This is a genomic window from Actinoplanes sp. ATCC 53533, from assembly GCF_003947245.1.
This window is the reverse complement of record NZ_QHHV01000032.1, coordinates 1-13,135: the sequence shown is the minus strand read 5'-3', so window position 1 is coordinate 13,135 and position 13,135 is coordinate 1. Positions and strand designations below refer to the sequence as shown.

The following is a 13,135-nucleotide window of genomic DNA, read 5'->3' as shown; positions in this document are numbered from 1 at the left end:
CGAGCGGGATCTCCTACACCTGCCGGAAGTCGATTCCCAGCAGGCTGGCCGCCGCCTTGTAGTCCGCCGCCCGGTGGTCCAGCGACAACGACCAGTGGTGGCCCACGCCGGAGGCGCTCCAGTCGTCCACCCATTCGCCCGGGTCGCGGCCGAAGTCGACGCGGCTGGTCGTGTTGCCGATCGCCAGCAGCGGGCCCGGCACGACCGTGCCCTCGGCGGCGATGAACGACAGCGAGCCGTCCCGGTCCTGGCCGAGTCCCAGCAGGGTGACCGGGCCGGGCCGGACGTCGAATTCGACGCTGACGCCCCAGCCGCGTTTGCCGTGATAGACGCCGAGGCCGCGGAGCAGCGGATCGCGGGCGCTGACCGCCAGGTGGGCCGGGCCGTCGTGGCCCATCTCCACCACGTTGTCCTCGAAGTTCAGCGCCTGCAGCTCGCAGAACGAGCCGCCGGCGCCGACGGCCTGGGTGGCGAGCTGCGCCACGGTCGTGCGCAACTCGTACTCGCCGGTGACCGGGATGCCGCGGGCGGTGAGCAGGGAGGCGCCGAGGATCATCCCGGCGCCCAGCCGTTCGTGCTGCTCGCCGTCGAGGCCGCGGTGGTAGTACGCGACGCTGTCCAACTCGAAGTCCTCGACCAGGCGGTCCAGGGCGACGGAGACGGTCGCGCCCCAGGCGAAGTCCTCTTCCCGCACCGTGTCGTCCAGCGTGAAGATCTCCCGCGCCAGGTCCATCCGGGCCCTCGTCTCGGCCTCGGTGACCTTCTCGACGCGCTGGCGCAGGTCGTCGAATTCCAGCACCTCGACGTGCGAGCCGAAGGTCACCGGCAGCAGCGTCAGGTCGGTCGAGACGTCCAGCATGCCCGGGTAGACGTGGCCCATCAGGCCGTGCCGGGCGTGCCGCAGGGCCGCGCGCACGTGCGCGGCCCGGATCCACTGGCCGATCCGGCGCCAGGCCGACTCCTGCCGCAGCCAGCCGGAGACCGAGCGGAACGGGATCCCGGCCCGGCGGAACGTGTTGCCCATCTCCGGCACCGGGCACTGCCCGCAGTAGGCCAGCCAGGCACCGGTGTCGAAGGATGCGTGGTCCATCTTCTCGGTCGGCTGCAGGTCGATGACGAGCACCGGCGTGTTGGCGCGCTGGGCGATCGGCAGGACCATCGAGGCGGTCAGGTACGTCGTCAGGAACAGCACGATCAGGTCGCAGTCGGCCACCCGCAGCTTCTCCGCGGCGGCGGCGCCCTCCTGCGCGTCGGAGATGAAGCCGACGTCGGTGACCTCGGCGTCCATGTCCTGGAACCGCTGCGAGACGTAGCGGGCCGACTCCTGCAACTGCGGCAGCAGGTCGGGGAACTGCGGCCAGTACGTGCCGAGTCCGCCCGCGACCAGCCCGATCCGGGTCTTGCGCCGCTGCTTGACGGGCAGGAGATCAGTCATTGCGGGCCTCCGTGACGATGACGTGCAAGCGGCGGGGCCCGTGGACCCCCTCGACGCGGTTGAGCTCGATGTCGCTGGTGGCGGACGGGCCGCTGATCCAGGTGAGCGGGCGGCGCGGGTCGAGCCGGGCCAGCGCCTCGGGCACGGAGGCGACGACCTGGTCCGCCCGTACCACGCAGATGTGCAGGTCCGGCAGGAGCGAGATGATCCGCCGGCCCTGGTCGGGCGAGCCGTCGAGCACGATCGTCCCGGTCTCCGCGACGGCGACGGTGGCGGCGGTGAGCACTCCCCCGGCGACGGCCAGCGTGTCGGCGCTCAGTCCCTCGTCGCGCAGCACCTCCACCCCGTCCGGCAGCCACCCGGGGTCGATGCCGGGCGGCACGATCAGCGGCGCGGGAGCCAGGGCGGCCACCGTCTCCGCGATCGAGACGCCGCGGTGCACCACCGCCTTGTAGTCCTCCAGCCGTTCCACCAGCAGGTCGAGGTCGGCCACCCGGTCGCCGCGGCGGTAGTCGCGCGGGATCGTGGCCGGCGGCGCGGTGTCGCCGAGCGCGGCCCGGATCCGGCTCAGCATCAGCTCCCGGCCGCTCATCGCTTCGCCCACCAGTCGCGGAAGGTCTCGGCCGGCGGTTCGGGCAGATCCCGGCTGGCCGTCCAGCCGCTGAGCGGCGGCGGCAGCCGCCGGCCGGCCACCTTGCTCAGCTTCGCGGCATGCTGCGCGGCCTCGTAGAGCTTCGGGTGGTCCATCGCGTACGCCGCGGCGCGCATCATCGCCTGCTCGGTGCGCGGATGGGGCACCTCGTTCCGCAGGTGGACCAGGATCGAGGGGATGTCGATCTTCACCGGGCAGGCGTCGAAACAGGCACCGCAGAGCGACGACGCGTACGGCAGCGAAGCGTTGTCCTCGACCCCGGTCAGTTGCGGCGACAGCACCGCCCCGATCGGGCCCGGGTAGACCGACCCGTACGCGTGCCCGCCGGTCCGCTCGTAGACCGGGCAGACGTTGAGGCAGGCGGAGCAGCGGATGCAGTGCAGCGCCTGGCGGCCGACCTCGTCGGCCAGCACCGCGCTGCGCCCGTTGTCGAGCAGCACCAGGTGGAAATTCTGCGGCCCGTCGCCGGGTGTCACCCCGGTCCACATCGACGTGTACGGGTTCATCCGCTCCCCGGTCGACGCCCGCGGCAGCAGCTGCAGGAATACCTCGAGGTCCTGCCAGGTCGGCACGAGCTTCTCGATGCCCATGACGGTGATCAGCGTTTCCGGCAGGGTCAGGCACATCCGGCCGTTGCCCTCGGACTCCAGCACGGCCAGCGTGCCGGTCTCCGCGATGGCGAAGTTGGCCCCCGACACCGCGACCCTCGTGCTCAGGAACGTCTCGCGCAGATAGCGCCGGGCGGCCCCGGCCAGGATCACCGGTTCGTCGGTCAGCGCGGGGTCGACGCCGGGCATCTCGCGCAGGAAGATCTCGCGGATCTCGGCGCGGTTGCGGTGGATCGCCGGCACCAGGATGTGGCTGGGCTTGTCGTGGCCGAGCTGGACGATCAGCTCGGCCAGGTCGGTCTCGACCGGCTCGATGCCGGCCGCCTCCAGCGCCTCGTTGAGGCCGATCTCCTGGGTGGCCATCGATTTGACCTTGATGACCCGGTCCTCGCCGGTGGCCCGGACCAGCTCCGCCACGATCCGGTTGGCCTCGTTGGCGTCCGCGGCCCAGTGCACGACGCCACCGGCCGCGGTGACGTTCTCCTCCAGCTGCAGCAGCAGCTCGGGGAGCCGGGCCATGGTGTCGGCCTTCAGCGCCGAGCCGGCCGTCCGCAGCTCCTGCCAGTCGGGCAGCTCGTCGATGACCGCGCCGGACTTCGCCCGGATCGTCGCGGTGGCGTGCCCGAGGTTGCGGCGCAGCTGGGCGTTGCCGAGGGCCTTGTGCGCGGCGGCCGGGAACGACTCGTCGCCGCGCAGGTTGCCCACCCCTCGCGGCGCGGTCGTCGGCATCCCTAAGAACGTGCTCATGAGGCAGCCTCCGTCGCGGCTAGGATCTCGGCGAGGTGCACGGTCCGGACGTCGGCGTCGAGCCGGGACAGGCCGCCGCCGATGTGCATCAGGCAGGACGAGTCGCCGGCGGTGCAGACCTCCGCCTTGGTGTCGAGCACGTGGCGCATCTTGTCGGCCAGCATCGCGGTCGAGGTGTCGGCGTTCTTGAGGGCGAACGTACCGCCGAAACCGCAGCACTGGTCGGCCGCGGCCAACTCGACCAGCTCCAGCCCGCGGACCTGCCGCAGCAGCCGCTGCGGCTTGTCCCCGACCCGGATCATCCGCAGCGAGTGGCAGGTCGGGTGGTACGTCACCCGATGCGGGTAATACGCACCGACGTCCTCCACGCCGAGCACGTCGACCAGCAGCTCGGACAGCTCGTAGGTCCGCGAGGCGACGTCCTCCGCCCGCGCGGCCAGCCCCTCGTCCCCGGCCGACCGGGCCACCATCGCGTGCTGGTGCCGCACCGAACCCACGCACGACCCCGACGGGGCAACCACCACGTCGTACGGGGCGAAGGTCTTGACGTGCCGGCGGACCAGCGGGAGCGCGTCCTTCTGGTAGCCGGTGTTGATGTGCATCTGGCCGCAGCAGGTCTGCCCTTCCGGGAAGACCACCTCGTGGCCGAGCCGCTCCAGCAGCCGCACGGTCGCCTTGGCCGCGGCCGGAAACATGGTGTCGGCCAGGCAGGTCACGAACAAGGCGATGCGCACGTCAGGCCTCCAGTCGGCGTTCGAGCGCCTGCCACGCGGCCGGGTCGCCGCGCGGCTCATACCGCACGATCTGCTGAGTCTGCCGCAACAGTGCCCGTAGTGCCGAGAGATCACCGCTGATCGCTCCGGCCGCGCGGGCCTGGATCAGCACGTTGCCCAGCGCGGTCGCCTCGACCGGGCCGGCCAGCACGGGCAGCCCGCAGGCGTCCGCGGTCAGCTGGCAGAGCAGCTCGTTGCGGGCGCCGCCGCCGACGATGTGCACCGCGTCGACGTGCCGCCCGGACAGCTCCTGGGCCTGCCGCACCGCACGCCGGTGAGCCAGCGCCAGGCTGTCCAGAATGCATCGCACCAGCTCCGCCGGCCCGGCCGGTGCGCGCTCGCTGACCTGGGTCAGGCGGCCGACCATGTCTCCCGGCGCCAGGAAGATCGGGTCGTCCAGGTCGACAACGGCCTGGAAGGCGGGCACCGCGGCGGCCTCGCGGAGCAGCGCGGGCAGGTCGGGCGAGCCCCACTCCCGCAGGCATTCCTGCAGCGGCCAGAGCCCCATCACGTTGCGCAGGTAGCGGACTGTCCCGTCGACGCCGCCCTCGTTGGTGAAATTGGCCAGCCGCGAGGCCTCCGTCAGCACCGGCGCGTCCAGCTCCACCCCGACCAGCGACCAGGTGCCGCAGGAGATGTAGGCGAAGTTCTCGGCAGCCGCCGGCACCCCGACCACCGCTGACGCGGTGTCGTGCGAACCCACCGCGATGACGTCCGGCGTGCCGATGCCCAGCGACGGCAGGACCGGACCGATGACCGTGCCCGGCGCCCGCAGCGGCGGAAACAGCGCCGGCCGGATCCCGAGCGAGCTCATCAGCTCCGTGGCCCACTCGCCGGTGCGCAGGTCCAGCAGCTGCGTCGTGGAGGCGTTGGTGAACTCCGCGCCCCGCTCGCCGGTCAGCCAGTACGTCAGAAGGTCCGGGATCATCAGCAGCTGCCGGGCCGCCTCGAACTGCGGCGTGCCGGCGGCCGCGACGAGCTGGTAGATCGTGTTGAACGGCAGCTTCTGCAGGCCGGTCAGCGCGTAGAGCTTGTCCTCGCCGACAACCGCGGCGACCCGGGCGGCCGCGCCGTCGGTGCGAGCGTCCCGGTAATGCACCGGATTGCCGAGCAATGCCCCGGTCGCGTCGAGCAGCCCGTAGTCCACCGCCCACGAGTCGATGCCGATGCCGTCGACCGGCCCGGCGAGCCGCAGTCCTTCGAGGACGCCCCGGTACAGCGCGAGGATGTCCCAGTACAGCGTCCCGCCGGCCCGGACCGGTTCGTTGGCGAACCGGTTGACGGCCGCCAGCGACAGCGAACCCGGCCCGGCCCGGCCGACCATGACGCGCCCGCTGGACGCGCCGAGGTCGACCGCCGCGAAGGTCTTCACCGCAGGAAGGCTGCCGCCACCCCGGCGTCCACCGGGATGTGCAGGCCGGTCGTGTGCGAGAGCTCGCCGCCGGTGAGCACGAACACCGCGTTCGCCACGTGCTCCGGGAGCACCTCGCGCTTGAGCAGCGTGCGCTGGGCGTAGTAGGCGCCGAGCTCGGATTCGGGTACGCCGTACACGGCGGCCCGCTTGGCGCCCCAGCCGCCGGCGAAGATGCCGGAGCCGCGGACCACGCCGTCGGGGTTGATGCCGTTGACCCGGATGCCGTGCCCGCCGAGTTCGGCGGCGAGCAGCCGGACCTGGTGCGCCTGGTCGGCCTTGGCGGCGCCGTACGCGACGTTGTTCGGGCCGGCGAAGAGCGAGTTCTTGCTGGAGATGTAGACGATGTCGCCGCCCAGGCCCTGCGCGATCATGACCGCGGCGGCCGCCTTGGCGACCAGGAACGAGCCCTTGGCCATGACGTCGTGCTGCAGGTCCCAGTCGGCCTCGGTGGTCTCCAGCAGCGGCTTGGAGATCGACAGCCCGGCGTTGTTGACCACCAGGTCCACCCCGCCGAACGCCAGCACGGCGTCCTTCAGCGCGGCACCGATCTCCGCTTCGGACGTCACGTCCGCGGCCACCGCGACCGCGACATCCGGGCCACCGATCTCGGCCGCCACCCCCTTGGCGGCCTCGAAGTCCCGGTCCGCGACCACGACGCAGGCGCCCTCGGCGGCGAGCCGCAGCGCGATCGCCCTGCCGATGCCCGAGCCGCCGCCGGTCACGAAGGCGACCCGGGTGGCCAGCGGCTTCGGCTTCGGCATCCGCTGCAGCTTGGCCTCTTCGAGGGCCCAGTACTCGATCCGGAACTTCTCCGAGGAGTCAATCGGCGCGTAGGTCGAGACCGACTCGGCGCCGTGCATCACGTTGATCGCGTTGACGTAGAACTCGCCGGCCACCCGGGCGGTCTGCTTGTTCGCGCCGAAGCTGAACATGCCGACGCCGGGGATGAGCACGATCGCCGGGTCCGCGCCGCGCATCGCGGGGCTGTCCGGGTCGGCGTGCCGTTCGTAGTAGCCGCGGTAGTCCTCGCGGTAGGCGGCGTGCAGCTCCCTGAGCCGGGCCTCGACCTCTTCGAGGGGTGCCTCCGGCGCGGTGTCCAGCACCAGCGGCTTGACCTTGGTACGCAGGAAGTGGTCCGGGCAGGAGGTGCCCAGCGCCGCCAGTTCGGGCATCCGCTCCCGGCGGACGAAGTCGAGCACGACCTCGCTGTCGGTGTAGTGGCCCACCTGCGGGCGGTCGGTGGAGGCGAGTCCACGGACGATCGGGAACAGGGCGGCCGCGCGCTGCCGCCGTACCTCATCGGTCAGGGCCTCGTGCACCAGCGGACCGAACGGCGCCTCGCGGCCGTGCCCGGCGATCCAGGCCGCGGCGGTGTTGATGATCTCCAGCGAGTTGGCCTCGCACGCGGCGCTGGTGGCGCCCCACGCGGTGATGCCGTGCCCGCCGAGCACGACCCCGATGGCCTGCGGGTTGGCCCGCTGCACGGCGGCGATGTCCAGGCCCAGCTGGAAGCCGGGCCGGCGCCACGGCACCCACAGCACGCGGTCGCCGAAGATCTCCTTGGTCAGCGCCGGGCCGTCGGCGGCGGTCGCCAGCGCGATGCCCGCGTCCGGGTGCAGGTGGTCGACGTGCGGCGCGTCCACCAGGCCGTGCATGGCCGTGTCGATCGAGGGGGCGGCGCCGCCCCGGCCGTGCAGGCAGTAGTCGAACGCGGCGACCATCTCGTCCTCGCGCTCGACGCCGGGGAAGGCGCCGGCCAGGGCCCGGAGCCGGTCGAGCCGCAGCACCGCGAGGCCGGGCTCCTTCAGCGTGCCGAGGTCGCCGCCGGAGCCCTTCACCCAGACCAGTTCGGTCGGCGCGTTGGTGACGGGGTCGGTCTCCGTCCCCTTCGCCGAGGTGTTGCCGCCGGCGTAGTTGGTGTTGCGCGGGTCGGCACCGAGGCGATTGCTGCGGGCCAGGAGGTCGCTGACTGCGGGGTTGGACATGGGCTCCTCAATCGGCTCTTTACCGGCCATGAAACGTTTCATACATTGCCTGGAGGTTACGGGCTGTCCGCCGCCCCGGTCAATACTTCGCGGCGGATCCGCTTGGCTCAGTAGGCGCGCGAGCGGGCGACCGTGGAGGCCCGGGCGACCAGCTCGGGCACGAACAACGGCTGCTGGTGGACGTGCTCGGGATTGGTCGCCTCGTCCAGCACCAGCTGCGCCGCCGCCCGGCCCAGCTCCTGGCGCGGCTGGCGCACCGAGGTCAGCGGCACCGCGGCCGCGGCGGCGAACTCGATGTCGTCGAAACCGACGATGGCCAGCTCCTCCGGCACCCGCAAGCCCGCGCCGATGGTCTGCTGCAGCAGCCCCAGCGCGAGCAGGTCGTTCGCGCAGAACGCGGCGGTCGGGCGACGCCGGGTCGGGATGCCGGCGAGCCGTTCACCCGCCGAGCGCCCCTCGGCCACCGTCAGCGCGGCAGTCGGCAGGTAGATCAGGTCCTCGGCCGGCAGGCCCAGCTCGGCCCAGATCTGCCGGGCGCCCTCCAGCCGCTCCCGGACCTGGCCGAGCGACTCCGGCCCGCCGACCACGGCGACCCTGGTGTGCCCCTGCTCGACCAGGTGTTCCACGGCGATCCGGCCGCCCAGCACGTCATCCACGGACACCGAGCAGAACTCGCCGCCCACCCTGTCCACTATGACCAGCGGAATGCCGCGGCGGCTGACCTCCGCGAGATGCGGCGCCTCCGGGTTGACCGGGGTGATCAGGATGCCCTGCACCCGCTGCTGCATGAGGCGGTCGAGGTGGATCTCCTCGCGCTCGGCCCGGCCGTTGCTGTTGCAGATGAACAGCGAGAGGTCGGCCTCCTCGGCGGCGAGCTCGATGCCCTGCGCGACGTCGTGGAAGAACGGGTTGTTGCCGTCCAGCATCACGTACGCCAGGGTGCGGCTGGTGCCGGCCCGCAGCTGCCGGGCGGACTCGTTGCGCACGAAGCCGAGCTCGGCCATCGCCCGCTCGACCCGCTCCCTGGTGCTGGGGCTGACCACCTCGGGGCGGTTCATCACGTTCGAGACCGTGCCCAGGGAGACACCGGCCGAGCGGGCCACGTCCTTGACCGACGGTGTCCTGCCGTTGACCACAGGTCCCCCTTTTGAAACGTTGAAGCGACATCGTACGGCACAACTCGTACCACTTTGCAGGTTGTTTCTAAAAGGTTTCATCCAGATGCTTGACACGTGTGATCGGCGCCACCTACCTTCGTCTCACGGCGTATGAAACATTTCAAACACCCTTGCGGAGGTGGCCCGTGGCGGCAACGCCCGACAAGTCGCGGCCCAGCCCGGCATTGCTCGAAGTGCGTGACGTGACCAAGTCCTTCGGCGCCGTCGCGGCCGTGCAGGGCGTGAGCTTTCCGCTCTACCCGGGCGAGGCGCACGCCCTGGTCGGCGAGAACGGCGCGGGCAAGTCCACCATCGTCAAGATGCTCGCCGGCGTGCACCGGCCGGACACCGGCTCGCTCGCCGTCAACGGCACCGAGATCGACTTCGCCGGCCCGGCCGACGCCAAAGCCGCCGGCATCGCGGTGATCTACCAGGAGCCGACGCTCTTCCCGGACCTGTCCGTCGCCGAGAACATCGCGATGGGCAACCAGCCGCTGACCCGGCTCCGGCAGATCGACCGCAAGGCGATGCACAGCAACGCGACCCGGCTCTTCACCCGGCTGGGCGTGCACATCGACCCGGACCGCCCGGCCCGCGGCCTGTCGATCGCCGATCAGCAACTCGTCGAGATCGCCAAGGCGCTCTCCAGCGAGGCCCGCATCCTGATCATGGACGAGCCGACCGCCGCGCTCAGCGGCGTCGAGGTCGACCGGCTCTTCGCGGTCACCCGCGCGCTGCGCGACGAGGGCGCCGCGATCATGTTCATCTCGCACCGCTTCGAGGAGATCACCGCGCTCTGCGAGCGGATCACGATCATGCGGGACGGCAAGCACGTCTGCACCGAACTCGTCGCCGACCTCAGCGTCGACGACATGATCCGGCGGATGGTCGGGCGCGACCTGAGCACGCTCTTCCCCAAGCAGGACACCGAGGCCGGCGAGACCGTGCTCGAGGTCGAGGGGCTCGGCCGCGAGGGCGTCTTCCGCGACATCAGCTTCACCGTCCGGGCCGGCGAGATCGTCGCGCTGGCCGGGCTGGTCGGCGCGGGCCGCTCCGAGGTGATGCAGGCGGTGTTCGGCGTCGACAAGTACGACACCGGCTCGGTCCGCTTCCTCGGCAAGCCCCTCAAGGCGGGCTCGCCCCGCGCGGCCATGGCGGCCGGCATGGCGCTGGTCCCCGAGGACCGCCGCCAGCAGGGCCTGGTCATGGAGCTCTCCGTCGAGCGCAACGTGACCCTGCCGCGCAGCCGCGCGCTGGCCAAGCTCGGCCTGCTGTTCGGCGCGGCCGAGCGGCGCGAGGCGACCAACTGGACGCAACAGCTGCAGACCAAGCTCGGCCGGCTCTCCGACCCGGTCGGCACGCTCTCCGGCGGCAACCAGCAGAAGGTGGTGCTGGCCAAGTGGCTGGCCACCAACCCGAAGCTGCTCATCGTCGACGAACCCACCCGCGGCATCGACGTCGGCACCAAGGCCGAGGTGCACCGGCTGATGTCGTCGCTGGCGGCCCGCGGGCTCGCCGTCGTCATGGTCTCGTCCGAGCTGCCCGAGGTGCTGGGCATGGCGGACCGGATCATCGTCCTGCGGGAAGGTCACGTGGCCGCCCAGCTCACCCGCGAAGAAGCCACCGAGGAGAGCGTCATGTACGCGGCAATGGGCCAGCAGGTGACACCATGACTGCCGCATTGGCCACCCCCGCCACCTCACCCGCGCGCCGGATCGTCGGCGGGCTGGTCAAGACCCGCGAGCTAGGCATCATTCTGGCCCTGGTGGCGCTGGTCGTCTATACCGCCGCCAGCAACCCGCGCTTCCTGTCCGGGCAGAGCATCCGCGACATCCTGCTGAACACGGCGATCCTCGCGGTGATGGCCGCCGGGCAGGCCGTCGTGGTGATCACCCGCAACATCGACCTCTCCGTCGGGTCGGTGCTGGGCCTGAGCGCCTTCACCGTCGCGACCATGATGAGCGCCAACCCCGGCCTGCCGATGGTCGCCGCGGTCGCCGTCGGACTCGCCGTCGGCGGCGTGGCCGGGCTGCTCAACGGCGTCCTGGTCCGCTACGGCCGGGTGCCCGCGCTGGTGGTCACCCTGGGCACGCTCTACATGTTTCGCGGCGTCACCTACTCCTGGGCCGGCGGCCAGCAGGTCAACGCCGACGAGTTGCCCCGGCATTTCCTGACCTTCGCCAACGACTCGCTCCTGGGCATCCCGTGGCTGGTGCTGATCGCGCTGGTGGTGGTCGGCGGCGTCTCGCTGCTGATGCGCAACTACCGGGTGGGCCGCGAGCTGTACGCGATGGGCTCCAGCCCGCAGGCCGCGGAGCTGGCGGGCATCAAGGTGGCCCGCAACCTGCTCGGCGCGTTCATCGTCAGCGGCGCGCTGGCCGGCCTGGCCGGGGTGCTCTTCGCCGCCCGGTTCGGCACGGTCGACGCGGCCGCCGGCACCGGCCTGGAGCTGAACGTCGTCGCGGCCGTGGTCGTCGGCGGGGTGGCGGTCTTCGGCGGCAGCGGCACGGTCTGGGGCGCCGGCCTCGGCGCCCTGCTGCTCACCGTGATCGGCAGCTCCCTCACCGTCCTGGACATCGACCAGTTCTGGCAGCAGGCCATCATCGGCGCCCTGATCATCCTGGCCATCTGCGCGGACCGCCTGGTCGCGGTGCGGATCGCCCGGTCGCTGCGGAAGAAGGACTCCCATGTCTGAGGTACGGCGGAAGCTGTCAAGCTGGGACAGCATCATCATCCTGCTGACCGTCTTCGTGCTCATGGTGGCGTCGTTCTCGGTGACCAACTTCGGCACCAGCCGGAACTTCACCTTCCTGATCCTGGACCTGCTGCCGATCGTGCTGGTCGCGCTGCCGATGACGTTCATCATCGTCACGGGCGAGATCGACCTGTCGGTGGCGAGCACGCTCGGCCTGTCCAGTTCGATCATGGGCTACCTGTGGAACCAGGGCCTGTCCATCGAGTCGATCATCCCGATCTGCATCATCGTCGGCGCGATCCTCGGTGCGATCAACGGCTTCCTGGTCACCGGCCTCGGCCTGCCGTCGCTGGCGGTCACCATCGGCACGCTGGCCCTGTACCGCGGCCTCGCGCTCGTGGTGCTGGGCGACGGCGCGGTCGCGGACTTCCCGTTCAACTACACCGGCTGGGTCACCGGGACCCTCGGCGGTGGCTCGATCCCGAACGTTCTCATCCTGATCGTCGTCCTCGCGGCGATCTTCGGGGTGATCCTGCACGCGACCCCGTTCGGCCGCTCGCTGTACGCGATCGGCGCGAACGCCCAGGCCGCGCACTTCTCCGGCATCCGGGTGGCCCGCACCAAGTTCTGGCTGTACGTGGTCAGCGGCGCGGTCGCCGGACTGGTCGGGGTGCTGTGGACGCTGCGCTACTCCAGCGCCCGGGCCGACAACGGCGCCGGACTCGAACTGGCCGTGGTCGCCGCGGTCCTGCTCGGTGGCGTCTCCATCTTCGGCGGCAAGGGCAGCCTCCCCGGTGTCCTGGCCGGCGTGGTGCTGCTCGCCGCTCTCCAGAACGCCCTGCGCCTGCAGGACGTGTCGGGGCAGGCGCTGAACATCGTCACCGGCGCCCTGCTCGTGCTCTCCGTTCTGCTTCCCAATATCGCTACCTCGATCCGCTCCACCTGGCAAAGACGGAAACTCCGCCGCGCCGCCGCTGTTTAATCTCCCCCTCAAAGGAGTTCGCCATGCTTCTTTCCCACCGACGCCTACTCTCCGCAGGCGCAGCATCACTTCTTGTCCTCGGCATCGCCGCCTGCGGCGGCACCACCAAGGACAGCGCCGACGACTCCGCTCCCGCCGCCGCGCAGTCCGGCGCCGCCGACCCGAACGCGAAACTCAAGGAAGGCCTCAAGATCGCCTACCTGCCCAAGCAGCTCAACAACCCGTACAGCGACGTCGAGGTCAGCGGCGGCAAGGTCGCCGTGGGTGAGCTCAAGGGCGAGTACAAGCTGGTCGGCCCGAACGACGCCAGCGCCTCCTCGCAGGTCAGCTACATCAACACGCTGATCCAGCAGCAGCAGGACGTGATCGTGGTGGCGGCCAACGACCCGAACGCGGTCTGCCCGTCGCTGAACCAGGCCCGCCAGGCCGGCATCAAGATCGTCGCGTTCGACTCGGACGCCTCGAAGGACTGCCGCGACGCCTTCATCAACCAGGCCACCACCGAGGGCATCGGCAAGAGCCTGGTCGAGATGGCCAGCGAGCTGGCCGGCGGCGCGGGCGAGATCGCCATCCTCTCGGCGACGCCCAACGCCACCAACCAGAACGCCTGGATCGAGGTCATGAAGACCGAGCTGGCCAAGCCGGAGAACGCGAAGCTCAAGCTGGTCAAGACGGCGTACGGCAACG

The 13,135-nt window shown here is 71.1% G+C and carries 11 protein-coding genes; 4 read left to right on the top strand and 7 right to left on the bottom strand.

Features of this window, described 5'->3' with window-relative positions:
* Positions 1 to 13 precede the first annotated feature (13 nt).
* The 7 genes from DMB66_RS12895 to DMB66_RS12865 form a co-directional block, all read right to left on the bottom strand.
* Complete coding sequence (locus tag DMB66_RS12895) at positions 14 to 1,435, bottom strand: L-fucose/L-arabinose isomerase family protein (protein WP_125804302.1); 1,422 nt, start codon at positions 1,433 to 1,435, stop codon at positions 14 to 16.
* Positions 1,428 to 2,027, bottom strand: coding sequence for a lactate utilization protein C (locus DMB66_RS12890; protein WP_125804301.1), 600 nt, complete (start codon positions 2,025 to 2,027; stop codon positions 1,428 to 1,430). The genes DMB66_RS12895 and DMB66_RS12890 overlap by 8 nt, the downstream gene beginning before the upstream one ends.
* Positions 2,024 to 3,442 carry a lactate utilization protein B gene (locus DMB66_RS12885; RefSeq protein ID WP_125804300.1) on the bottom strand — a complete coding sequence of 473 codons (1,419 nt, stop codon included), beginning with the start codon at positions 3,440 to 3,442 and terminating at the stop codon, positions 2,024 to 2,026. Before DMB66_RS12885 ends, DMB66_RS12890 begins: the two co-directional genes overlap by 4 nt.
* Positions 3,439 to 4,176 carry a (Fe-S)-binding protein gene (locus DMB66_RS12880; protein ID WP_125804299.1) on the bottom strand — a complete coding sequence of 246 codons (738 nt, stop codon included), beginning with the start codon at positions 4,174 to 4,176 and terminating at the stop codon, positions 3,439 to 3,441. Before DMB66_RS12880 ends, DMB66_RS12885 begins: the two co-directional genes overlap by 4 nt.
* A 1-nt stretch (position 4,177) precedes the next feature.
* Positions 4,178 to 5,587, bottom strand: a complete 1,410-nt coding sequence (locus DMB66_RS12875) for a rhamnulokinase family protein (RefSeq protein ID WP_233624508.1) — start codon at positions 5,585 to 5,587, stop codon at positions 4,178 to 4,180.
* Positions 5,584 to 7,614, bottom strand: a complete 2,031-nt coding sequence (locus tag DMB66_RS12870) for a bifunctional aldolase/short-chain dehydrogenase (RefSeq protein WP_125804298.1) — start codon at positions 7,612 to 7,614, stop codon at positions 5,584 to 5,586. Before DMB66_RS12870 ends, DMB66_RS12875 begins: the two co-directional genes overlap by 4 nt.
* A 107-nt stretch (positions 7,615 to 7,721) precedes the next feature.
* Entirely contained in the window at positions 7,722 to 8,750 is a 1,029-nt protein-coding gene (locus DMB66_RS12865) for a LacI family DNA-binding transcriptional regulator (RefSeq protein ID WP_233624507.1), read from the bottom strand.
* Between the two features lie 167 nt (positions 8,751 to 8,917).
* Between DMB66_RS12865 and DMB66_RS12860 the strand changes: the two genes are divergently transcribed.
* From DMB66_RS12860 to DMB66_RS12845, 4 genes are all read left to right on the top strand, one after another.
* Complete coding sequence (locus DMB66_RS12860) at positions 8,918 to 10,444, top strand: sugar ABC transporter ATP-binding protein (RefSeq protein WP_125804296.1); 1,527 nt, start codon at positions 8,918 to 8,920, stop codon at positions 10,442 to 10,444.
* Positions 10,441 to 11,466: an ABC transporter permease gene (locus tag DMB66_RS12855; protein ID WP_125804295.1), complete on the top strand. Its 1,026-nt coding sequence runs from the start codon at positions 10,441 to 10,443 to the stop codon at positions 11,464 to 11,466. The genes DMB66_RS12860 and DMB66_RS12855 overlap by 4 nt, the downstream gene beginning before the upstream one ends.
* Complete coding sequence (locus tag DMB66_RS12850) at positions 11,459 to 12,448, top strand: ABC transporter permease (RefSeq protein ID WP_125804294.1); 990 nt, start codon at positions 11,459 to 11,461, stop codon at positions 12,446 to 12,448. The genes DMB66_RS12855 and DMB66_RS12850 overlap by 8 nt, the downstream gene beginning before the upstream one ends.
* A 23-nt stretch (positions 12,449 to 12,471) precedes the next feature.
* Positions 12,472 to 13,135: substrate-binding domain-containing protein (locus DMB66_RS12845; RefSeq protein WP_148112732.1), on the top strand; the 664-nt coding region annotated here is incomplete at its 3' end.